Annotated in this window: 20 protein-coding genes and 1 tRNA gene; 7 read left to right on the top strand and 14 right to left on the bottom strand. The window is 68.3% G+C overall.

Going from position 1 to position 21,689, the window contains the following annotated elements; translation table 11 throughout:
• Positions 1-82: 82 nt before the first annotated feature.
• The 4 genes from NWFMUON74_RS05355 (at position 83) to NWFMUON74_RS05345 (ending at position 5,171) form a co-directional block, all read left to right on the top strand.
• Complete coding sequence (locus tag NWFMUON74_RS05355; protein ID WP_187686866.1) at positions 83-1,408, top strand: MFS transporter; 1,326 nt, start codon at positions 83-85, stop codon at positions 1,406-1,408.
• Positions 1,405-1,533 (top strand): hypothetical protein, encoded by a 129-nt coding sequence (locus tag NWFMUON74_RS36505; RefSeq protein WP_269475319.1) that lies wholly within the window; start codon positions 1,405-1,407, stop codon positions 1,531-1,533. The genes NWFMUON74_RS05355 and NWFMUON74_RS36505 overlap by 4 nt, the downstream gene beginning before the upstream one ends.
• A 124-nt stretch (positions 1,534-1,657) precedes the next feature.
• On the top strand, positions 1,658-3,112 hold the full coding sequence (locus NWFMUON74_RS05350; protein ID WP_187686865.1) for an MDR family MFS transporter: 1,455 nt from the start codon (positions 1,658-1,660) through the stop codon (positions 3,110-3,112).
• A gap of 184 nt (positions 3,113-3,296) precedes the next feature.
• The gene (locus NWFMUON74_RS05345; protein ID WP_187686864.1) at positions 3,297-5,171 is read left to right on the top strand and encodes a hypothetical protein; all 1,875 of its coding nucleotides are present in this window, start codon (positions 3,297-3,299) and stop codon (positions 5,169-5,171) included.
• Between the two features lie 83 nt (positions 5,172-5,254).
• Here NWFMUON74_RS05345 and NWFMUON74_RS05340 read toward each other — a convergent pair whose 3' ends face one another.
• From NWFMUON74_RS05340 to NWFMUON74_RS05330, 3 genes are all read right to left on the bottom strand, one after another.
• On the bottom strand, positions 5,255-5,575 hold the full coding sequence (locus NWFMUON74_RS05340) for a hypothetical protein (RefSeq protein ID WP_187686863.1): 321 nt from the start codon (positions 5,573-5,575) through the stop codon (positions 5,255-5,257).
• A 69-nt stretch (positions 5,576-5,644) separates the two neighbouring features.
• Positions 5,645-5,989, bottom strand: a complete 345-nt coding sequence (locus NWFMUON74_RS05335; protein WP_187686862.1) for a hypothetical protein — start codon at positions 5,987-5,989, stop codon at positions 5,645-5,647.
• Between the two features lie 39 nt (positions 5,990-6,028).
• Positions 6,029-6,352: a hypothetical protein gene (locus NWFMUON74_RS05330; RefSeq protein WP_187686861.1), complete on the bottom strand. Its 324-nt coding sequence runs from the start codon at positions 6,350-6,352 to the stop codon at positions 6,029-6,031.
• A 249-nt stretch (positions 6,353-6,601) separates the two neighbouring features.
• Here NWFMUON74_RS05330 and NWFMUON74_RS05325 point away from each other — a divergent pair, with 249 nt between their 5' ends.
• Positions 6,602-7,315: a hypothetical protein gene (locus NWFMUON74_RS05325; protein ID WP_187686860.1), complete on the top strand. Its 714-nt coding sequence runs from the start codon at positions 6,602-6,604 to the stop codon at positions 7,313-7,315.
• Between the two features lie 5 nt (positions 7,316-7,320).
• Here NWFMUON74_RS05325 and NWFMUON74_RS05320 read toward each other — a convergent pair whose 3' ends face one another.
• Together NWFMUON74_RS05320 and NWFMUON74_RS05315 are read right to left on the bottom strand one after the other, a co-directional pair.
• Positions 7,321-9,492 carry a hypothetical protein gene (locus tag NWFMUON74_RS05320; protein ID WP_187686859.1) on the bottom strand — a complete coding sequence of 724 codons (2,172 nt, stop codon included), beginning with the start codon at positions 9,490-9,492 and terminating at the stop codon, positions 7,321-7,323.
• Positions 9,485-10,525, bottom strand: a complete 1,041-nt coding sequence (locus NWFMUON74_RS05315) for a hypothetical protein (RefSeq protein WP_187686858.1) — start codon at positions 10,523-10,525, stop codon at positions 9,485-9,487. Before NWFMUON74_RS05315 ends, NWFMUON74_RS05320 begins: the two co-directional genes overlap by 8 nt.
• A 210-nt stretch (positions 10,526-10,735) precedes the next feature.
• On the opposite strand from NWFMUON74_RS05315, the gene NWFMUON74_RS05310 reads away from it, so the two are divergent.
• Positions 10,736-11,911, top strand: a complete 1,176-nt coding sequence (locus tag NWFMUON74_RS05310; RefSeq protein ID WP_187686857.1) for an FAD-binding protein — start codon at positions 10,736-10,738, stop codon at positions 11,909-11,911.
• On the opposite strand, the gene NWFMUON74_RS05305 is transcribed toward NWFMUON74_RS05310, so the two are convergent.
• The 8 genes from NWFMUON74_RS05305 to NWFMUON74_RS05270 form a co-directional block, all read right to left on the bottom strand.
• On the bottom strand, positions 11,868-12,950 hold the full coding sequence (locus NWFMUON74_RS05305; protein ID WP_187686856.1) for a hypothetical protein: 1,083 nt from the start codon (positions 12,948-12,950) through the stop codon (positions 11,868-11,870). The genes NWFMUON74_RS05310 and NWFMUON74_RS05305 overlap by 44 nt on opposite strands.
• 415 nt (positions 12,951-13,365) lie before the next feature.
• A tRNA-Leu gene (locus NWFMUON74_RS05300) sits at positions 13,366-13,439 on the bottom strand.
• 55 nt (positions 13,440-13,494) lie between these two features.
• Positions 13,495-14,961 (bottom strand): peptide MFS transporter, encoded by a 1,467-nt coding sequence (locus NWFMUON74_RS05295; RefSeq protein ID WP_187686855.1) that lies wholly within the window; start codon positions 14,959-14,961, stop codon positions 13,495-13,497.
• Between the two features lie 421 nt (positions 14,962-15,382).
• Positions 15,383-16,330 carry a Ppx/GppA phosphatase family protein gene (locus tag NWFMUON74_RS05290; RefSeq protein ID WP_187686854.1) on the bottom strand — a complete coding sequence of 316 codons (948 nt, stop codon included), beginning with the start codon at positions 16,328-16,330 and terminating at the stop codon, positions 15,383-15,385.
• Positions 16,323-16,859 carry a DUF501 domain-containing protein gene (locus tag NWFMUON74_RS05285; RefSeq protein WP_187686853.1) on the bottom strand — a complete coding sequence of 179 codons (537 nt, stop codon included), beginning with the start codon at positions 16,857-16,859 and terminating at the stop codon, positions 16,323-16,325. Before NWFMUON74_RS05285 ends, NWFMUON74_RS05290 begins: the two co-directional genes overlap by 8 nt.
• Positions 16,856-17,497, bottom strand: a complete 642-nt coding sequence (locus NWFMUON74_RS05280; RefSeq protein WP_187686852.1) for an FtsB family cell division protein — start codon at positions 17,495-17,497, stop codon at positions 16,856-16,858. Before NWFMUON74_RS05280 ends, NWFMUON74_RS05285 begins: the two co-directional genes overlap by 4 nt.
• Before the next feature lie 102 nt (positions 17,498-17,599).
• Positions 17,600-18,889 carry a phosphopyruvate hydratase gene (eno, locus tag NWFMUON74_RS05275; RefSeq protein WP_187686851.1) on the bottom strand — a complete coding sequence of 430 codons (1,290 nt, stop codon included), beginning with the start codon at positions 18,887-18,889 and terminating at the stop codon, positions 17,600-17,602.
• 140 nt (positions 18,890-19,029) lie between these two features.
• Positions 19,030-19,785, bottom strand: a complete 756-nt coding sequence (locus NWFMUON74_RS05270) for a lytic transglycosylase domain-containing protein (protein ID WP_232110855.1) — start codon at positions 19,783-19,785, stop codon at positions 19,030-19,032.
• Between the two features lie 132 nt (positions 19,786-19,917).
• On the opposite strand from NWFMUON74_RS05270, the gene NWFMUON74_RS05265 reads away from it, so the two are divergent.
• Complete coding sequence (locus tag NWFMUON74_RS05265) at positions 19,918-20,907, top strand: AurF N-oxygenase family protein (RefSeq protein ID WP_187686850.1); 990 nt, start codon at positions 19,918-19,920, stop codon at positions 20,905-20,907.
• A gap of 19 nt (positions 20,908-20,926) precedes the next feature.
• Here the strand turns inward: NWFMUON74_RS05265 and NWFMUON74_RS05260 are convergent, their stop codons facing one another.
• Positions 20,927-21,652 (bottom strand): TetR/AcrR family transcriptional regulator, encoded by a 726-nt coding sequence (locus NWFMUON74_RS05260; RefSeq protein WP_187686849.1) that lies wholly within the window; start codon positions 21,650-21,652, stop codon positions 20,927-20,929.
• Positions 21,653-21,689 lie beyond the last annotated feature (37 nt).

Raw genomic sequence — 21,689 nt, 5'->3', positions numbered from 1 at the left:
GACTGCTGCTCCGATGCTCGACGGACGCCACCGAATGGCTATCATACCCGCGAGGGGCGAGTTCTCGAATACGCTGCGCACCATGACCGAGGTTTCGGGGCGGGCAACGATCGGGCAGGCCGCCGGGCGAGGGCAGATCGTGGCGTGGGGGCTGTGGGACTGGGGCTCCTCCGCGTTCCAGGCCGTGATCCTGACCTTCGTGTTCTCCGTCTACCTCACCGACACCGTCGGCGACGACCTGCCCGGCGGGATCTCGGCGAGTTCCTGGCTGGGCTGGGCGCTCGGACTGTCCGGTCTGTTCGTCGCGGTCACCGCGCCGGTCAGCGGACAGTGGTTCGACGCCACCGCCCGCCGCAGACTCTCGCTCGCCGTGCTGACCGGGCTCACGATCGTGCTGATGGCGGCCATGTTCTTCGTGCACGACGACCACCGCGAACTATGGCTGGGACTGCTGCTGCTCGGGCTCGGTTCGGCCACCTTCGAACTGGCCGGAGTGCCCTACAACGCGATGCTGCGCCAGGTCTCCACCCCGGCGACAGTCGGCCGGGTGTCCGGATTCGGCTGGGCGATGGGGTATTTCGGCGGCATCCTGCTGTTGCTGATCTGCTACTTCGGGTTCATCGCCGGTGACGGCGACAACCGTGGGTTGCTGGACGTGCCCACGCACGACGGGCTGAACATCCGGCTGGTCGCGGTGTTCGCGGCGGTCTGGTTCGCGGCCTTTGCCGTGCCGGTGCTGATGGCGATTCCGGAAGTGCCACGCACGACCGCCGACCCCGGGGCGGCGCGGGCCGGATTCCTCGCGTCCTATCTCGTGCTGTGGCGCGATCTGCGGGAACTGTGGCGGGCCGACCGGCGCACGGTCGCGTTCCTGGTGGCGAGCGCGGTGTTCCGCGACGGACTGGCCGGCGTGTTCACCTTCGGCGCCGTGCTGGCCGTGCGGGTGTACGGCATCGCCGAGGACGACGTGCTGCTGTTCGGGATCGCGGCGAACGTGGTGGCCGCGCTGGGCGCGATCGTCGCGGGCCGGTTCGACGACACCATCGGGCCCAAAGCGGTCATCGTGGTGTCGCTGAGCGCGATGCTGGTCTGTGGCGCCGTCCTGCTGGTCGTGTCGGGGCCGATGCTGTTCTGGGTGTTCGGACTGCTGCTCACCGTCTTCGTCGGCCCCGCGCAGGCCGCGTCGCGCAGCTTCCTCGTCCGGATCGCGCCGCCGGGCCGCGAAGGACAGCTGTTCGGCCTCTACACCACCACCGGTCGCGCCGTGTCCTTCCTGGCGCCGTCGCTGTTCGCCCTGTGGGCCTGGCGGTTCGGGTCCGATCGCGCGGGCATCGTGGGGCTGTTGCTGGTATTGGGCGTCGGTTTGGCGGCATTGCTGGGGGTGCGGGCACCCGAGCGGAGGCCGTGACCAGCATCACGATTGTGCCGCGCGAACTGTCGAAACAGTTGTCTACCAGGGGCTTTCACAACGAGCAGGTGCCGGCGGGCACCGGAAAATCGGATGATCCGGCGGGCGCGGACCGGGAATACTGAGCGGCGACCGATGAGTTGAGCCGTCCATCCCCGTCCGATCTCATGTGGCGCCGGATACGGCAGTCGAAGACTCGCCCCGGGGCCACGCAGTCCCCCCATTTCGAGCACGCCCCGGAGGTACCCGATGTCCGCCGAGAAAACCGATCACCCGACCGGGCGGCGGACACCGCCAGTCATCAGATTACTGGTGCTCGCGACCTTCACGGTGATCCTCAACGAGACCATCATGATCAACGCGATCCCGCGGCTGATGAGCGATCTGCACGTCAGCGAGCGGTCGGCGCAGTGGGTGTCCACCGCGTTCATGCTCACCATGGCGGCGGTCATCCCGGTCACCGGATGGTTCCTGCAGCGGGTCACCACCCGGCGCGCCTACGCCATCGCGATGGGCGTGTTCCTCGCCGGTACCGCGCTGTCGGCCGTCGCACCGACGTTCGAGGTACTGCTGCTCGGCCGGATCGTCCAGGCGGGCGGCACCGCGGTGATGATGCCGCTGCTGATGACCACGCTGATGACGGTGGTGCCCGAACACGACCGCGGCCGCGTCATGGGCAACGTCACCCTGGCCATCTCGGTGGCACCGGCCATGGGCCCGGTCATCTCCGGTCTGGTCCTGCAGATCGCTTCGTGGCGTTGGCTTTTCGTGCTGGTGCTGCCGATCGCGGGCATCGTGACGTGGTTCGGGCTGCGGCAGCTGGAGAATGTCGGCGAACCGGAGACGGGCGCGATCGACTGGTTCAGCGTGGCGCTCTCGGCCCTGGGCTTCGGCGGGCTCGTGTACGGCCTGAGCCGATTCGAGACTCACAACGTCGCTACCCCCGCGGTGATCGTCGTGGCCGGACTGGCCGTGATCGCGCTGTTCGTCCTGCGTCAGCTGCGTCTGCAGCGCACCGGTGTGCCGCTGCTCGACATGCGGGTGCTGCGCTCGGGCACCTACGCCAAGGCGCTGACCCTCATGGCGGTGGCGTTCCTGGCGATGCTCGGCTCGATGATCCTGCTCCCCCTGTATCTGCAGAACCTGCGCGAACTGAGCCCGCTGCAGACGGGCCTGCTGGTGATGCCGGGCGGCCTGGCGATGGGCCTGCTCGGCCCGAGCATCGGCCGGTTGTACGACCGGTTCGGCGGTCGGCTGCTGGTCATCCCCGGTTCGATCGGCGTCGCCGCCGCGCTGGCCGGCTTCACCCAGATCTCGCTGACCATGCCGTACTGGGCGCTGCTGGGCCTGCACATACTGCTGATGGTGTCGCTGGCCGCTTCGTTCACGCCGGTGTTCACCCTGGGCCTGGGCGCGCTGCCCGCGCACCTGTACTCCCACGGCAGCTCCATGCTCGGCACGCTGCAGCAGGTCGCCGCGGCGCTGGGCACCGCCCTGGTCGTGACGGTCATGACCGCCCGCAGCACCGCCCTGGTCGCCGACGGCACCGACCCGATCACCGCGAACCTCGACGGCATGAAACTGGCCTTCGCCGTCTCCGCCGCCCTGGCCCTGATCGTGATCGTCATGGCGGTTCTGCTCCCCAACCGCTCCACTGCTCCGGAGCAGGCGCAAGAGCGCGAGGCGGAGCTGGTCCACAGCTGATCGGGAAGTCGACGGCCGGGCACGCTTCGCCGCGCGTGTTCGGCCGTTCCCCACAATTGGGAACTCGGCATAATCGGGGCAGACGTCGCACCGACCGGATCGACGGGCCAGTCTGCCGTGGACATCGCCCCCAGGGCAGCTGCTGTCCCGATTGCGGCGAGACAACTTGTCGAGGGGTGCGGAAGTGACTACGTATTACCAGTATGCGTCTTCGGACGGCAAGCTCACGAAGTCGGACGATATCCCCAGGTCGGGCTACTTCACCGGCCAGGAGCGCCCGGGTGGCGAGGTCACCCTGTACCAGGCGAACCCCGACGATCCCGAGCATCCGATACGGGTCAGAAGCTGGTCCTTCGACGAATACAAAGAAAACGGCATCGACTACCGCGCCGACGGCACGGCCTTCCATATCAAATGGGAGGACAACACCTCGGTATTCGACCGGGACGCGTCCGACGACCGGAACCTGCCGATGTCCTGGTCGGATTTCCTCGGCAGACAGGGTGATAACGATCCGAAGACCGGCGACAAGTTTTCGGATTGGAAGCTGGAGATTCCGGTGCCGCCGGGGCGTGCGGTATCGAACGATCTGAAAATGGCCATTTCGGTGGCCAACGACGAACTGCGGTATCTGATGTACCAGATGGGAACGCAGAGCGAGGAAAAACCGTCCCTGCTGATCTCGCCGGAGACCAACGATCAGAACCACATGGACAAGAATCTGTCGCAGACGTTCATGAACACCATCGCGTCCGGCGAGACCGCGGACGGCTACATGTCGGCGATCACGTACCTCGAGGCCCTCGCGGACGAGTGGAACAAGAAGGATTCGCAGTACCTGCTGACCGAACAGACGCTGGGTCATCTGAACGGCCGCTACTACAAGCGCATGTGGGACCGGATCCAGACGGTGCGTGAGCAGATGTGGGACAGCATGAAACAGCTGGACGGCACCGAAACCACCTGGGCCGCCGAGCAGTTCAACAAGCCCGAGTCCCAGCGGTCCACGCTCGCCAAGGAAAAGGAGAACGTGGGCCAGCTGGAAGCGGCACTGCGGGAGCCCGGGATCCAGCACGTGATCGAGGAACGCCCGCTGTTCAACCTGATCCGGGAAGCGGTCGTGGGGTGCCGCGACGATGTCGTCTCCTACGTCGACACCGTCGCCGAGCTGCCCTTCGACACCGGCACGCCCGCACCCGCGCCGGCACCCCCGGCCCCGGCCCCGGCGCCCCCGGCCCCGGCCCCGGCGCCCGGGTCACCGTCCCCGGCGCCCGCGTCACCGTCCCCGGCACCCGCGTCACCATCTCCGGCGCCCGCGTCACCGTCTCCGGCGCCCGCATCACCGGCTCCGGCACCGACCCCGACGCCCACCCCCACACCGACCCCGACGCCCACACCGACCGCGACGCCCACATCCAGTGACACCCCCGCGGGTAGCCAGGACTTCAGCGCTCTCGACCTGACAGGTGAAGACGGCAGCGCCCTCACCGACGACAGCGGCCTGGTCGCCGCGGACGCCGGCAACACCGGCGGCGTCGTCCCCGCAAGTAACACCACGGGCAATACCGGCAATACCGGCGGTGACCCGCTCGGCGGACTCGCCAATATCGCACCGCTGCTGATGACCGCGCTCTCCAGCGCACTCGGCGGCGCGGGCAACCTGCTCGGCGGCAACAAAGACGAGGACAAGCCCAGCGAAGAGGAAATCAAGGAACGCGAAAGAGCCGCCTACGAGGCGGGTGCGCAATCGCAGCAGACCGGCACCGCCCAGCAGGTCGCCTACGCCCAGCAACCCGGCGCGACCGACCCCAATACGGCCGGTGTGCAACCCGCCACCGCTCCCACCGGCGCCACCGCTCCCACCGGCGCCATCGCACCGACCGGCGCCCCCGCGCCCGCCGGCACCGGCGCCCCGCCCGGTACCGTCACCGCGCCCGTGGGCAACGGCAACCCTCCGCCCGTCAACACCGCCAACGCGCAGCCCAGTCGCACGGCAGCCACCCCGCCCCCGATCACCACCGAACAGGACCCGAGCGCCATCGAACCACCGAAGGTCTGAGGCGTCACCAGATTTCCAGGGAGAGAGCAGCAGGCCGAGAGTCGCCCTGATCGGCGACCCTCGGCCGAAAGTAATTGCCGGACTTACACTTCCGGGGCGGTGCGCCGGATCTGTGTTCCGCCGTGGATGTCCGTGCTCTCGAAGTTGGTCGAGGCACTGTAGGCGTTGTCACCGGTCGTTTCGTGACCGTCCGCCTTCGTGTTCCAGCCGGTTTCGTGGGCGGTCCGGTACTGCCCGTCCGACCAGACCAGGTACGAGTGGGCGGCATACCCGTAGGCACTGTAGAACTTGTTGCGGTATTCGTCGTTGGTCCTGGCACGCTCGCGACTCGCCGGGGCCACACCGTGATTGTCGTTGCCGCTGCGGCGCAGATCGTCCGGGTCTTGATTGACGGGTCGAGTCATGCCGAGTGCCTCTTTCTTCCAACCGAACTCTTGCAGTTTCCCACGTCCCCAACCATGGGGATGCGCGGTTCAGTAGCTGCCGCCGAACTCCTGCTTCTCGGCGAGGCGGTATTGCGCCTCGGTGGGTAGGCCGAGCGCGTCGGCGAGACCACCATTTCCGTACTGCTGCACCAGCTCCGCACGCCGGCCTACCCTGGCCTTCATGTGCGCCAGCCGGGCGAGCCGGACGATTTCGGCCGCGAGCCAGGCGTCGGTGCTCTCCCACACCTCGTCATCGAGGTGCAGCCCGACGATGATGCCGTTGCGTTCGCACGCGACTCCCACCGAGTAGTCGGGGTTGAAGACCTCGTAGACCTGATTCTGCGGCACATGGTCGCTGTGGACCGCGGCATCGACGTCACCCGGCGTCGCCATTTGACTCCTCACCGCATACCCGGCAACCGGCGACCGACATCACTGCCCGGCCCGGCGGGTTCGAGGCCACTCGGTCGCTTGCACCGCCAGCCGGTGCTGTCGCAGCGCATCGATCGCGCTTTCCTGAATCGCGCCCACGATCTCGGCGGTCAACTGTTGCCTGGTCATCGTCTCGATCGTGCCCGGAGCGATGTACAAATCGGTCAACCTGGCCTCGGCGTCGACTTCCGGGATCACCCGCGAGGTCGGCGACGGCCGCCTGGCCCGGATCTTGTCGATCCGTTCCTGCATCTCATCGATCGTGTGGATGAATTCCTTGCTCGAACCGAGGGCAGCCACCGTCTCGGGATGCATCTCGACCATGATGGCCCCACTCTCCAGGACAAGCTCACCGTCCGGCCGGTGACATGTCGCCCTCTCGACAACAGAACCGTGAACCTGGCGTCGGCAGGCTCCAGGCAACAGACCTCATTATCCCCACTCCCCACAACTGGGAAGGCGGCGCGGAGCGCTCCGCTTATACCACCCGATCAGGCGGTTCCCAGGGGAGGCGACCCGGGTTTGCGCGCGGTACCGTTCCCTCGATCGGTCAGCCCTTCCTTAGGTGGATGAATGGAAAAGGACCCCTCCGGGTGCGTCGTGCTGGTGCCCGCGCGGGATCACATCGATCCCGCATGTGAATACAACCTCCGGCAACTCGAGCGTCTCGGATATACCGTATGGCGCGTTTTCGGCGTTTCCGCCATCGACCAGGGCCGCAATCGACTCGCCACCAAAGCGCTGGCGAAGGGATTCGACGAATTGATGTGGATCGATTCGGACGTTAAATTCGATCCCGAATCCGTGGAAACGCTCCGATCACACGATCTTCCGATCGTGTGTGGTATCTACGCGAAAAAGCATCCCCGTTTTCAGCCCGCATGCGGATTCCTGCCCGGAACCCGAGAGATTCATTTCGGAAAGCACGGCGGGCTCATGGAGATCAGGCACGCAGCCGGTGGCTTCCTGTATACTAAACGCGAGGTATACGAGAAGATCGCCGTGCACGAAAAACTGCCGATTTGCCAGCGGAACACCAGCCCGCGCATTCCGTTCTTCCTGCCGATGGTCGTCGACCGGGAAGACGACACCTGGTACCTCGGCGAGGATTTCGCATTCTGCGAGCGCGCCCGGCGTTCCGGGTTCAGCATTTTCGCCGACACCAGAATCCGCCTCGAACACGTCGGCAGGTACAACTACTCGTGGGACGACGCGAACCAGAGCTGGGAGCGGTATACCGGTTACACCATTCACCTGAACACGAACGAGGAGCAGGACCCGCAATAGCGGTATCAGATCTTCGGCGGCTCGGCGGCGGTGGGGTTGGGGGCAGCGGTGACGGGAGGCGGGGTGGCCGCCGCGGTGATGGCCGTCGGGTTGGGTTCGGGATCGGCGGTGTCACCGGGTCCTGCGATACCCGAGGGGTGGCGGAATCCTTGGAAGGCGCCGTAGCTGCTGTTCTGGGGGTTCTGCGGGTCGAGGGGGATGAGCTGGCCGTTGTCGACGTAGCTGAGGGTGCCGTTGTCGACGACGATGAGCGCGCTGTGGTTGGACCACTGCACGATGTCGCCGGTTTGCAGCTTGTTGAGATCGTTGACGATGGTCCAGCGATGGTCGCCGGTGGATTCGCCGGGAGTGCCGGCGTAGGCGGCTTCGGCGTCGGCGGCCCCGCCGTGGAGTTGGCGGTTGAGGGCGTCGGCGACGGTAGTCGGCACCTGCTGGGTGACCCCGTCGCGAATGGGGAAGTCGACCATGGTGCCGGGAGAGTTGACCGGAGGAGGGTTGCCGTTACCGGTGGGTGCGGTGACTGCGGCGGGCTGCGCACCGGCGGCATTGGGGTCGGTCGCGCCGGGTTGCTGGGCGTAGGCGGCCTGCTGGGCGGTGACGGTCTGCTGTGATTGCGCACCCGCCTCGTAGGCGGCCTGCTCGCGTTCCTTGATCTCCTCTTCGCGGGCCTTGTCGTCCTCCTTGTTGCCGCCCAGCGCGTTACCCGCCCCGCCGAGTCCGCTGGTGAGCATGGTCAGCAGCATGGGCAGTATGGAGGTGAGTCCGCCGAGCGCGTCGCCGCCGCCCCCGCCGCCGGCCGCCGCGGGGGTCTGGTAGGCGGCCGGGGTGGCGGTGACGCCGCTACCGGTGGGGGCACCGTTGCCGGTGGTGAGACCGCCGTCGCCGGTGGTGAGACCGCTGCCGTCGTCGGTGAGCGGGTTGCCTTCTTCATCTGTCAGGAGGTCGCTGAACAGGTTGCTGAAGTCCTCGTTACCCGCGGGGGTGTCACTGGATGCGGGCGTTGCGGTCGGCGTGGGCGTCGGGGTCGGGGTCGGGATCGGCGTGGGGGCCGGTGCCGGAGCCGGGGAGGCGGGCGCCGGGGACGGTGACGCGGGCGCCGGAGACGGTGACCCGGGCGCCGGGGCCGGGGCCGGGGGCGCCGGGGCCGGAGCCGGGGGTGCCGGCGCGGGTGCGGGCGTGCCGATGTCGAAGGGCAGCTCCGCGACGGTGTCGACGTAGGAGATGACATCGTCGCGGCAGCCCACGACCGCTTCCCGGATCATGTTGAACAGCGGGCGTTCCTCGATCACGTGCTGGATCCCGGGCTCGCGCAACGCGGCTTCCAGCCCGGCCTTGTCCCGATGACCCTCGGGCAGGTTTCTGACGAACGAGGCCCGGTCGGCCTCGGGCTTGTCGAACTGCTCGTCGATCCAGGTCGTCTCGGTGCCGTCGAGCTTCGTCAGGCTGTCCCACATGTGTTCGCGTACGGTCTGGATCCGGTCCCACATACTCTTGTAGTAGCGGCCGTTCAAATTACCCAGCGTCTGCTCGGTCAGCAGATACTGCGAATCCTTCCTGTTCCACTCGTCCGCGAGACCCTCGAGATATGTGATCGCCGACATGTATCCCTCCGCGGTCTCACCCGAAGCGATAGTGTCCATGAACGACTTCGACAGATTCTTGTCCAAGTGGTTCTGATCATTGTTCTCCGGCGAGATCAGCAGCGAAGGTTTATCCCTGCTCTGCGTTCCCATCTGGTACATCAGGTACCGCAGTTCGTCGTTCGCCACCGAGACGGCCGCTTTCAGATCATCCGACACCGTCGACCCTGGCGGCAGCGCGATCTCCAGCTTGAAGTCCGTGAACTTGTCACCGGCCTCCGGATCATCCCTACCGATATAATTCGACCGGTAGTGGTTCATCAGGTCGTTCATTTCGGCGTCGCCGCCTTCGAGCGCCTTCGTCAGATATTTATATTTGTCGTCGTCATAGATGCCCTCGTCTTTGGCCTCGGCGACGAGATCGTCGCGGATGCCGTCACCGAGTTCCCTGATGACGTCATCGATCTCGTCCGGCGGCAGCTGGTTCAGGTCGTCCAGGAACTTTCTGATGTTGTCTTGGTCGATGCCGGCGAACCACGCCGCATCGTTCCAGTCCTCGCGGATCTCGTCGAGAACCTCCTGTTTCGACTTACCCATCAGAGACTCCTGTCCTCACCAAACCATCGACCCTCCGCACACCCCGCAACAGCGGATGCTCCACGATCTGACCGTAGGTGTACAACGCATCGCGCAGCGTCTGCGCAGTCGGCTCGCCTGCCGCCAGCAGCAAGGACAATTCGCCGATTCGCCGTTCGAATACCAAGGTGCGCAACGCGTCCGCACCGGGCGGATCCACCCGCACACCGAGCGGGGAATCGGAAACATCCATCCGGCGCCCTCTCGTCACGGCCGCCAGCATGGCGTCGGCGTCGCGAAGTTGTCCCCACCATCGCTCCGGAACCTGCTCACCGGCGTGCAATGCGTCGAGGATCCGCCGCCGGAGTTCGTGGTAACCCGAGCTGTCACCGTCCGCGTCGGCCACCAGAGAGCGAATCCGCGTCTCCGCGTCGCGGGCAAGTTCCAGACACGTTGCCCAGCCCGACTTTTCGGCCGTATCTGCCCGGACCTGCAATTTCTCCAGACCGGCGACCGCGAGCCGATCGACCAGACCCGCTGCGGGCGAGGAGAGATCGATGGCGGACGGGACGGCTTCCACGCGATCCTCGATGAGCACTTCGTTACCCAGACCCGCCCGCACCGTGTGCGGAATGCCCGCAGACGACACCAGGGCACTGATCCGTCCGCGACCGGTACGCATTCCGAGCAGGCCGAATTCGGCAAGTGCGCGAGCGGGATCGGCGACGCCTTCCAGTGGAGCGATGAGTTCGTCGCCCGGCTGTCGCGCGATCACCGGCCACCGCCACACCGTGGTGACGGCCATCGGCAGGAACAACCCGGGGGGCAGCCAGCCGCGGCCCTCGGCGGTGTTCACCATCACCAGGGCCCCCTTCGAGGTCCGGAACACCGCCACCGCCCAGTCCAAGCCGGCCGCAGACGGGGGCGCGGCGGCGAGAATCGCCGCGAGCAGAGTGCGGGCGAGCCGCAGATCATCTTCGCCCGCTTCACCCACCACGAGCGCGGGAACCGACCGCCCGGCGGCCGCCACGAGCGGACCCCTCGGCAAGACCATGGGTCGGCCAATCGTCTCTGGCACGCTCATCCTTCCCGCCTGGCTACGCGATACATATTGTCGGGCCTTATCGAGGACGGCGACCAGGATCCTCCCCAGCGACGGGAAGCATACATACTCGGTATTTCGCGAATATCGAGCCACGCGAGGTCAGTCATCGACGAATTCGCCACCGATTTCGGCGGCCTGAGACATGCCGTTCCGCGAGCCGTGCATCGAATACCGTCCGCATCGCCCGGCGAGCTGCTCCGCTCGGGCAGACCGATCACCCTGCGTGGCGCGGGGCATTCCTGCGGCGGCCAGACCGTCACCGACGGCGAGCTTCTCGTCACCTATGCGCCCGACACCTACGCCCGTGACATCCGCGATCTGGGTGAAGGCCTGATCGAGGTGCCGTCGGGAGCGAGCTGGCACGCCCTCGAGCGACATCTCAACCAGCGCGGACGATCGGTTCCGGTGCTTCCCAACTACCTGCACATGTCGGTCGGTGGCACGCTGTCGGTCGGCGGTATCGGCGTCACCTCCGTGCGCCACGGCATGCAGACGGATCACATCGAACGCATCCGGCTGATCGACGGGACCGGCACCGGCCGGTGGTGCTCCCGCACAGCACATCCGGAGCTGTTCCGCTTCGCGCTGGGTGGGCTCGGCACCGTCGGGCTGATCGAGCGGATCGTGCTGCGGTCGGCGCCCTACCGTCGCTTCGCCCACGTGCACCGCACGCGCCATCGCACCCTCGCCGAACTCGTCGAGCACACCGAGCGAATCGCACGTTCCGAGGACGTCGACATCTACTGGGCGTCGGTGCGCCGCCACCGGTTCCGCTCCGCCACCGGCTGGACCTCCGATGAGCCGGTGCGCTGCGCCACCGCGAACTGCTCGACAGCGCCGGATCTGCCGTTCACCTGGGATCGTGAGCCGGAGCGGACGGCCGACCGCGTGCGTTTGTGGACCGACTACCTGGTACCCGTCGAACGGTTGGCGCCGATGGTCGCGGCGGTGGAGGAGTATCGGCTGCGGCCACCCCTCGATCGGGCCCGAACCATGCTCTATCTGCTGATTGTGCGCCGTCCCGCCGCCGCCGTCCCGTTCGCCTTCGCGCCTGCCGCGACTGCGCCCGTGTCGATCGGAGTGGGCGTCTACACCTGGGTCGATCGGGACCCGTCCGCCACCGCCGCCGTTCGCGGGGTGTTTCGCGACCTCCTCGAACGCTGCTGCGAATTGGGCGGGCGCCCTTACCTTTACGGTGCCGACGAGCTCGACGATGCCCTGGCCGGGCGGCTCTACGGCGCCGACCTGAGCCGGCTTCGGCGGCTGCGCTCCGCGCACCGGCTGGACCATGTCAACGCCCACCTCGGGCTCGCCCGGGCGGCGCGAGCCGGCTGAACCACAGGGGGGTGCCGTAGACATTGAGCCTATCGATCCCGTCGACCGGTGAGAAACCCAGTCCCACGCCCGAGTAGAACCACTCCGCGCCGGACGATACAGCCGCGTCGGCGAGCGCATCGACGGCGGCGGTGCTCCCGTGATGGCGAGCGGCCAGTACCCGCACCGGCTCGGTCGCATCGGTGCGCCGCTTCGCGAGCAGGTAGAGCGTCATCGAGCCCACTCCGTCACGGAAGGCGCGGCAGAGCACGATGTTGTATTGCCGAACCAGGTCGGTGTCCACGCCACAGCGGGCATACTCGGCCAGTATTTCGGCTGCCGGATCGCCGAGATACCGGACCAGTTCCCCCGGCACGGCCGGGTCGTTGTACCGCGTGGCCAGGTAGATCTTGTGGGTCAGGGCACCGGCGGCGTCCACCTCCAGCGCGGCCGCGACCGGTCCGACGAACTTCTGGTCCGCGGGCACCGTTGCCAATCCGGCGAACCCGGGCCACTCCCGGCACAGCCGGTCCACGGCCCCGGGCACCGCCCGCAGGTTGGCGTAGACCTTGAGATGCGCGGCGTGGCACGGCAGTGTGGCGCGATGGGTGATACCGGTCCAGGTGACGAAGCGATGCCGCCTGGACACCGCTTCCGGATCGGGGTAAACGGTCGCGACGAAGGACCGCAGCAGGTCGGCGACCGCCGCGTCACCGTGCGGCAACCGCGCCACCAGGTCCGGGAGCGAGGCCAGTTGAGCCGCGGCGCGAGTAGCGAATTCGGTTCGGTCGGTTGCCATTTCGGTGACATAGCGCAGCGCGGGGATCACCTCGCCGCGACCGCCTGTCACGCTCACCTCGAGCGGGAATCCGGAGAGGGTCAGCATGGTGGCCCGCCGCCCGTCCGGCCACAGCGGGTGCAGTCGCGTTCCGCAGGCGTTCGCCGCCACGGCGCGAACCACCGCAGCGTCGGATCCCAATCCCAGCCGCTCCGCCGTGGCGACCAGATAGTCCCCGACGACGTGGGACTCCACCACCCTCGGCACCGCCGCGGTCGTCACCTCACCGAGTCCTTTCCGCCATCGACGAATTCATTGTCGGGCCTTCCCGCCGGTGGCGGCCGAGCCTCGTCGCGCGCGGTCCCGCTTCCGGAAGCTGGTTTGCTGCAAGGAAACTGGCTGGTCGGCCACACCCTGGCAACCGGGCGAGCCGCTCGCCGTGGAGTGGCGGCGTTCGTCGCGTCACCGTGTGCGAGTACCGAGTTCGCCGATCTCCGAGCAACAGTGACGAGGATCACAAACGCGGGCGAAAAGTGCACCCGCCGAACGCGCCCGCACACCCGGCCCGGCCACTGCCTGCACCATCCGCCGCGGCGCTGCCGACACGGTCGCGGCCGTGCTGGACGCGCGCCCCGAGCGGGCCGCACAGGGATGTAACACAGCCGGACGGGAGGACCGATTACCTGCTGTGTCGTCGTGCCCCCGGTCGGGATCGAACCGACACTGGACGGATTTTAAGTCCGCTGCCTCTGCCAATTGGGCTACGGGGGCGTCCGGTCAACCTATCAAACTTGTACGGGCGTCTCGGAATTATCCGAAAGTTTGCTCAATGGATTCCCTCCATCAGGCGACTGACCCGTGGAGCGAAGAAGTAGACCACGATGCCCACGGCGACGGCGACCAGGCCGGTGGTACCGAAGTAGGCGATCTCGTGCGCGGGGTCGTAGTACTTCGACAGCACACCGGACATCGAGGTGCCGAGCGCGACGGAGAAGAAGTAGAGCGCCATCATCTGGGCCCGGAAGGCTTCGGGCGCAAGCCGAGTCGTCACCGCCAGGCCGATGGGCGACAGCAGCAGTTCCGACACCGCGAAGCCGCCCAGGACGAGGAACACCAGCAGCGCCGGCACCGTCTTGCCGTCGAACCCGGCCAGCGCCACGAACAGCAGGAAGGCCGCGCCCATGCCGATCACGCCGTAGGCGAACTTGTGCGGCGTCGTCGGCGCGCGATCGCCCAGCCGGGTCCACAGGATCGCGAACAGCGGCGACAGCACGATGATCCAGACCGGCTCCGCCGAACCGACCCAGTTCGACGGCGCGGTCCAACCGAACAGCGACCAGTTCATCCGCTCGTCGGAGTACACCGCGAGCACGGTGAAGATCTGCTGGAACAACGACCAGAACACGGCATTGGCGACGAACAGCGGGATGAACGCGCGCACCCGGGTGCGTTCCACGGGTGTCACCTTCGAGCTGCTGAGCATGATCGCGAAGTAGGTGATCGCGGCGATCACGATGACACCGGTGGTCGCGCCGGAGAGGTTGTCCAGCGTCAGCAATCCGGTCGCGACGGCCACCGCCAGCACCACCAGCAGCGCGGCGACTGCCCCGAGCACGGGACCGAATCCGTTGCGCGGCAGGGGGTTCGGCACGATGCGGCCGTGCGTGCCCAGATTGCGGCGGAACACCACGTACTGGGTCAGACCCAGCGCCATGCCGATCGCCGCCGCGCCGAAGCCGTAGTGGAAACCGGCGTGGGTCTGCAACAGTCCGGTGATCAGCGGGCCGATGAACGAGCCGATGTTGATGCCGAGGTAGAACAGGGTGAAGCCGCCGTCCGAGCGCGCGTCGCCCTTCTCGTAGAGCGTGCCCACCAGCGACGAGGCGTTCGCCTTCAACGCGCCGCTGCCCAGCGCGACCAGCACCAGGCCGACGCCGACACCGGCCAGGTCCGGGATCACCGCCAGCGCGAGGTGCCCCGCCACCACCACGACACCGCCGTAGAACACGGTGCGCTCCATGCCCAGTACGCGGTCGGCGATCCAGCCGCCCAGCACGGTCGACAGGTACACCAGGCCGCCGTAGGCGCCGACGATGCCTGTGGCGGTGGACTTCTCCAGCCCCAACCCGCCCTCGGTGGCCGAGTAGTACAGGTAGTAGCCGAGGATCGTGAGCATGCCGTAGAACGAGAACCGTTCCCACAGCTCGACTCCGAACAGGTTCACCAAGCCGATCGGGTGCCCGAACAGGGTGCGTTCGGCTCCCCGCCGCGCTGGGTGGGCCACTCCGGTCATGTACTCGACCTTTCCATGCACGCAATTCTCCAGCAACCGGATCGCAGTCGCGGTGATTCGGCGGGCCGGGTTTCGGCGCGCCGCCGCAGCAGACTAACTGGACGCATGAGTTCCCGAGCTGAATTTCGGTCAGAGTGTTCAGGTCATCAGCGGATCGCAGGCATAGTGCCCAAGCTTTCCGGTGAGAACTTGCCAGAATGCGCGACGGCGGCACGGCATTCCTCCCCTTGCGATCACCCCGGCCGGACAAAACGCCCATCCCCGCCGATGGCTCGAATGTGCCATCTGTCTGAGAAGGACAGCAGCTTGCGAGCAATATACCGGCCGCGAGGAATTCCGACAGCGCACAGGGCATGACGCGACCCCCCGACAACCGATGCGCCGCAGCACGATCGGGGTGCGGGCCGGGGACCGCGAGCGCTCAGGCGACCGACGCGGCGATGCCGTCGAGGATGTCGTGTTCGCTGACGATCAGCTCGGCGATGCCCGCCCGGCGGGCCAGCTCGTCGGCGAGCACCTCGGCGATGACGGCGCCACCGCCGATCACATCGACGCGGCCGGGATGCATCGGCCCCAGTGCGGCACGCTCGTCATGGTTCATGGCGATCAGCCGATTGCACACGGCCCGTACCTGTTCCAGGCTCATGCGGGTGAGATGCACCTGCTCCGAATCGTATTCGGGCAGGTCGAGCGCCACGGCGGCGAGCGTGGTCATGGTGCCCGCGACGCCGACCCAGGTGCGCGCCCGCTCCACCGGCACCACCCCGAACGCCTGTGCCAGCCGCTGAGAGGCGAAAAACCGTGCGGAGGCGACCTCTTCGGGGGTGGGCGGGTTACCGCGCAGGCAGCGCTCGGTGATCCGCACGCAGCCGATGTCGGCGGAGTACGCCGACTCCACTCCCGTGCTGTCGCCCAGCACCACTTCGGTGGACCCGCCGCCGAGATCCACGACGACGAACGGCCCCTCGGCACTGGACAATTCGTCGACCGAACCGGCGAACGACAGCCGGGCCTCCTCGTCGCCGGTGATCACCTCCGCCTGCGCGCCGGGCACCACGCGGCCCAATTCCGTTGCGGCCATGGCGAAGAAGTCGTCGCGATTGCGGGCGTCGCGGGTGGCGGAGGTGGCAACCATGCGCACCCGCGTGACACCGGCGTCCACCATCCGGTCCACGTAGTCGTGCAGCGCCACCCGGGTCCGCTCGATCGCCTCCGGGTGCAGTTCGCCGGTGGCGTCGACCCCTTGGCCGAGCCGCACGATCCGCATCTCGCGGTGCACGTCGGTCAGACGCTTGTCGGCGCCGACCTCCGCGATCAGCAACCGGATCGAATTCGTGCCGCAATCGACGGCGGCCACCCGGTCACTCATCGCTGTCCTTCCCCTGGTGCAACTCCACGAACTTCGGCCAGTCTGCCGGAACGGCGGTACCGCGCAAGCCGTTGTCGGCCGCCAGCGCGACCGCCTCGTCGCCGAGCGGATTCACTCCCGGGCCCTTCGCCAGCGCGTGCGCCATCAGTACGTGCAGGCACTTCACCCGCTCCGGCATCCCGCCGCCGCTGAAATCGGTGCCCAGCGACTCGATGGCGTCGCGCTCGGCCAGATAGCTCTCGTGCGCGGCACGGTAGGCGGCGGCCAGTTCGGCGTCGGTGCCGAGCCGTTCGGTCATGCTCTTCATGACGCCGGTCGCCTCCTGCCGACTCGCCTCGGCGGTGAGGCGGGGGTCGGTCAGGTAGTACAGCGTGGGGAACGGCGTGCCGTCGGGCAACCGCGGCGCGGTTCGCACGACGGCCGGTTGCCCGTCCGGGGTGCGGTAGGCGATGCCGAGCACACCGCGCGGCGGACGGCCCAACTGCCGGGCGACGATCTCCAGATCGGCCTCGCTGGCGGGCTCTGTCACCGGGGCGCTCCTTCGGGGGTCGGGGGCGATACGGCCGCGGGATCGGGTTGCGGCGCGGGTTGCGGTGTCGACATGCTGCGCCACAGCTCGGTGTACCAGGGATCGGGCCGGCGCTCCCGGGTGGCCTGGGCCGGGACGGGCGGTTGTTCGATGCCGGGGACCTGCACGATGTACGCGGTGTCGCCGGGCATCACCAGCCGCAGCCGATCGCGCGCCTCGGACTTGATGTAGGCCGGATCCTGTTGCTGCGCACGCCGATCGCGCAGGCGGGCCAGGTCGTCCTCCAACTCCCGGCGCTCCTGGGCGAGCTGGGTGGCCTCGGCCCGCTGGCTGAAGTAGGTGCGCATCGGCACGGCCAGGGTCAGTGCCAGCGCGCACAGTACGGCCGCCAGGATGACCGCACGGCCGGTGGACAGGCCCAGGATCTTGCGCTCGTGCTTGTCGCGGGCGGCGCGGGCGCGGGCCGCCCGCGAACCTCCGGTCGCGGTGCGGCGCTGCGCGGCCCGCTTTCCGGCGGCGGTGCGAGCCGCGGGGGTGGACCCGGTGACCGGCTTGTCGGGACGCGACCGGGTCGTCCGCGAGGTGCGGCGGTCCCCGCGCCCGGACGGACTGGCACCGCGCGCCCGTCGCTCGGTCATCTCACACCTCGGAAATCGGCTGCCTGCGGGGCGGCGCGCGTGGATCCCGTCGTGACCATCCGGCCCCGGCACGCGCGCCGCATGACGACAGCTCCGACCGTACTATCCCTCGAGAACAAAGCGCGGGAACGCGACGTCCCCGGCGTAGCGGGCCGAATCACCCAGCGCGTCCTCGATGCGCAGCAGCTGGTTGTACTTGGCCACCCGCTCGCTGCGCGCCGGCGCGCCGGTCTTGATCTGCCCGCTGCCGACCGCGACCGCCAGATCGGCGATGGTGGTGTCCTCGGTCTCGCCGGAACGGTGGCTCATCATCGACTTGTAGCCGTTGCGGTGGGCCAGTTCGACCGCGTCCAAAGTCTCGGTGAGCGTGCCGATCTGGTTGACCTTGACCAGCAGCGCGTTCGCGGCGCCCTTCTCGATGCCGTCCTCGAGCCGCTCCGGGTTGGTGACGAACAGGTCGTCGCCGACCAGCTGCACCTTGTCACCGAGCTGATCGGTGAGCGAGACCCAGCCGTCCCAGTCGTCCTCCGACAGCGGGTCCTCGATCGACACCAGCGGATAGGCGGCCAGCAGCTCACCGTAGAACTCGGTCATCTCCGCGGCCGAGCGGACGCTGCCCTCGAACTTGTAACCGGTACCGGCGGTGTAGAACTCGGTGGCCGCCACGTCCAGCGCCAGCGCCACATCGCTGCCGACCCGGTACCCGGCCTTCTGGATGGACGCGACGATCAGATCCAGCGCCTCGCGGGTGCCGCCCGGCAGGTCGGGGGCGAAACCGCCCTCGTCGCCCAGGCCGGTGTTGAGGCCCTTGCTCTTCAGCTCGGCCTTGAGGGCGTGGTAGACCTCGGCGCCCCAGCGCAGCGCCTCGCGGAAGGTCGGCGCGCCGATCGGGGCGATCATGAATTCCTGCACGTCGACACTGGTGTCGGCGTGCGCGCCGCCGTTGAGGATGTTCATCATCGGCACCGGCAGCACATGCGCGTTCGGGCCGCCGAGGTAGCGGAACAGCTCCAGGCCCGAGGATTCGGCGGCCGCGCGGGCCACCGCCAGCGACACGCCCAGTAGCGCGTTGGCGCCCAGCCGGGACTTGTCGGGGGTGCCGTCCAGATCCAGCAGCACCTGGTCGACGGTGCGCTGCTCCACGGCATCCAAACCGATGACGGCCGGGGCGATCTCGTCGAGCACGCCCTCCACGGCCTTGCGCACGCCCTTGCCGCCGTAGCGGTCGCCGCCGTCGCGCAGCTCCACGGCCTCGTGCTCGCCGGTGGAGGCCCCCGACGGCACCGCAGCCCTGGTCAGGGTGCCGTCGTCGAGAGCGATCTCGACCTCGACGGTGGGGTTACCGCGCGAATCCAGGATCTCGCGAGCTCCGACCTGTTCGATGATGGCCACGAAAACGACACTCCTTCGGCTCCTGACTCGGTCCCGCCCACCGCCGTCCATGAGCAGGTCGCACGGCGAACCCGTGCCGAGTGAGCCTAACGCAGGCCGACCACGTCCGTCGCCGACGGTTCGCCGGGTGCGTCGGCCGCTCAGACCTTGCGGCCGACGCTGTAGGCGGCGGCGTGGAGGCGGACCTTGTTCAGGTACGGAGTGGACTGGTTGTAGGTGAGCAGCGCGCGCTGCCAGCCTTCCGGGGTGGTCAGGTCGCCGCCGCTGGCGCACAGGTAGCGGGCGGCGGTGAGGGCGGCGTCGTCGATGTTGTCCGGGTCGGCCACGCCGTCGCCGTTGGCGTCGACACCCCAGCGCTGCCACGTTTCGGGAAGGAACTGGAACGGGCCCTCGGCACGCACGTAGACGGGCTCACCGGCGCGGGCGGTCTCGCGCTCGTCGACGATGCGCGCCACACCCGGCGATCCGTCCAGCGGGATGCCGCGGATGGGCGGGCTCACCCGGCCGTCGGACCCGAGGCGGGAACCGCCGTGACTGCCGTGTTTGCTCTCCACGCGCGCGATGCCCGCGACCGTGGTCCAGCCGATGCCGCAGCCCGGCCGGGACCGGGCGAGCACGGCCGCGGCGTAGCCGTAGGCCTCCAGCGCCACGACCGGGATGCCGAGCGCGTCGGCTTGCCCGTCGGCCCACTCGCGCAGCTGCACGGCGCTGCGGCCGGGCGCGTCGAGATCGATCGGGGGAACGGGGGTGCCCACGCCCGGCGGGATCCCCTCCGGGATGGGCGGGAGGTGTTCTACCTCCCCGCAACCGGACAGCACGACGGCCGCCGCGACGACGCCGATAAGGACGGCGCGGACCTTCCGAGCGGTTCGAGCACCGGCCTTCTTCGGACGCACCTCTCCATCATCCAGATATTCCGGTGGTGGTGGTTGTGTGGGACTCCGAGTCCCACGTATCCTCGAAGACGAGATCCGGCACACCGACCCGGCGCGTTCCGGCGGCGGCCACTCGAGGTTCAGGAGGCACCGATGACGTTGTCCGACACCATGCACACCGGCCCGATCACGCCCGAGTACGCGCAGGCGTTGGCGGCGCTGTCCGAGGGGTCGGTGCATCGGCGTTTCGACCCGTATCTCGACATCGATTGGGACAGTCCGGAACTGGCGATCGACCCGGACGACCCGCGCTGGGTGCTCGATCCGGAGATCGACCCGCTCGGCGCCACCCGCTGGTATCGGGAGTTGCCGCTGCGGCAGCAGATCGAGATCGGCAAATGGCGCATCTCCAACGTGATCAAGGTGGGGGCGGCGTTCGAGAGCGTGCTGATCCGCGGGCTGATGCAGTACATCATGAAGCTGCCCAACGGATCTCCCGAGTTCCGGTACTGCCTGCACGAGATGACCGAAGAGTGCAACCACATCCAGATGTTCCAGGAACTGGTGAACCGCATCGGCGTGGACGTGCCCGGGATGCGGCCGGTGTTCCGGGCGCTGTCGCCGCTGATCGGCGTGGCGGGCGGGTACGCGCACGTCATTCTGTTCATCGGCATACTCGGCGGTGAGGAACCGATCGACCACTATCAGAAGGCGGTCATCCGCGCCGACGCCAACATGCCGCCGGCGGTGCTGCGCACCATGCAGATCCACATCGCCGAGGAGGCGCGGCACATCTCGTTCGCCCACGAGTACCTCACCGCGCACATCGAGCGGATGGGCATTCCCGGAAAAGCGCTGTGCGCGTTGGCCTTCCCACTCGCGATGCGGTGGCTGGCGGGCGAGATCATGACGCCGCCACGCTCGTTCGCCCGCCGGTTCGACATTCCGCGCGAGGTGATAGAGGAGGCGTTCTGGCGCGGGCCGGCCTCTCGCAAGATCCTCTCGGGCTACTTCGACGACGTCCGCAAACTGGTCGACGATCTCGGCCTGCTGCCTGCCCCGGCGAAGCTGCTGTGGAAGGCGCTGCACATCGACGGCGAGCCCTCGCGTTACCGGAGCGAACCGGCGCGCCGGGCGGCGTGAACGACCGGTTCCGCGGCGCTCATCCGTCGCGTGCGGCCAGTGCCTCGATCAGTTGCAGCAGGGGCTGGTCGGGGTCGAGGGCGAGGTGGTGGGCGCGGGCGACGCCGTCGAGGATGCTCCAGGCATAACCCGCCACCTCGGCGATCAGCGCGGCGCGATCCAGGGCCGGATCCGGTTCGCGGGCCCAGCGGGTGACGGTGGCCTCGACCATGGCGACGATGGCGAAGGTCAGGGTGTCGATGACGGGCGGGTCCGCCACGCCGACCGCGCCCGCGAGGCCGGACACCAGCCCGTTGGCGCGGCCGGTGATGGTGATCAGCAGGCCGCTCAGCGCGTCGCGGTCCTCGGGGCCGTCGGCCGCGGGGCCGGTGCGCAGGAATTCGTGCTGGCGCGGGTGGTCGCCGATCCAGTCGACCACCACGCCGACCGTGCGGGCCAGGATCTCGGCGATGGACCCCGCGCCGATGTCGAGCGCGGCGTCCAGGGCGTCGGTGAAACGCTCGGCGATGGTGGTGCGGACCCGGCGGTCGAGTTCCTCGCGACCCGAGAACTGCCGGTACAGAACGGATTTCGCCAATCCCGCCCGCGCCGCGATCTGCTGCGCCGAGATGTCCGCGCCCGGCGGATGCTCCTCCAGCAACGCGATCGCCGCCTCGACGATCCGCTCCCGCCGCGCCGCATTGTGCGGCTGCCACCGCGCCCGCCGTCCCCCGGCTGCCGCGGGCACCGCTGCTGCACTCGACACGCCCCGAGTGTATGCCCGCCCGCACCCCGCCCGGCGC

Origin of the sequence: Nocardia wallacei, from assembly GCF_014466955.1 — a bacterium.
In the GTDB taxonomy this organism is placed as follows: domain Bacteria; phylum Actinomycetota; class Actinomycetes; order Mycobacteriales; family Mycobacteriaceae; genus Nocardia; species Nocardia wallacei.
This window is presented reverse-complemented; position numbering and strand designations above follow the sequence as displayed.

Coding starts and splice junctions, on each gene's coding strand:
- NWFMUON74_RS05350 (WP_187686865.1), top strand. CDS start 1,658: ATGTCCGCCGAGAAAACCGATCACCCGACCGGGCGGCGGACACCGCCA.
- NWFMUON74_RS05290 (WP_187686854.1), bottom strand. CDS start 16,330: ATGAGTGACCGGGTGGCCGCCGTCGATTGCGGCACGAATTCGATCCGG.
- NWFMUON74_RS05330 (WP_187686861.1), bottom strand. CDS start 6,352: ATGGTCGAGATGCATCCCGAGACGGTGGCTGCCCTCGGTTCGAGCAAG.
- NWFMUON74_RS05340 (WP_187686863.1), bottom strand. CDS start 5,575: ATGACTCGACCCGTCAATCAAGACCCGGACGATCTGCGCCGCAGCGGC.
- NWFMUON74_RS05280 (WP_187686852.1), bottom strand. CDS start 17,497: ATGACCGAGCGACGGGCGCGCGGTGCCAGTCCGTCCGGGCGCGGGGAC.
- NWFMUON74_RS05355 (WP_187686866.1), top strand. CDS start 83: ATGACCGAGGTTTCGGGGCGGGCAACGATCGGGCAGGCCGCCGGGCGA.
- NWFMUON74_RS05315 (WP_187686858.1), bottom strand. CDS start 10,525: ATGGTCTTGCCGAGGGGTCCGCTCGTGGCGGCCGCCGGGCGGTCGGTT.
- NWFMUON74_RS05320 (WP_187686859.1), bottom strand. CDS start 9,492: ATGGGTAAGTCGAAACAGGAGGTTCTCGACGAGATCCGCGAGGACTGG.
- NWFMUON74_RS05295 (WP_187686855.1), bottom strand. CDS start 14,961: ATGACCGGAGTGGCCCACCCAGCGCGGCGGGGAGCCGAACGCACCCTG.
- NWFMUON74_RS05265 (WP_187686850.1), top strand. CDS start 19,918: ATGACGTTGTCCGACACCATGCACACCGGCCCGATCACGCCCGAGTAC.
- NWFMUON74_RS05335 (WP_187686862.1), bottom strand. CDS start 5,989: ATGGCGACGCCGGGTGACGTCGATGCCGCGGTCCACAGCGACCATGTG.
- NWFMUON74_RS05325 (WP_187686860.1), top strand. CDS start 6,602: ATGGAAAAGGACCCCTCCGGGTGCGTCGTGCTGGTGCCCGCGCGGGAT.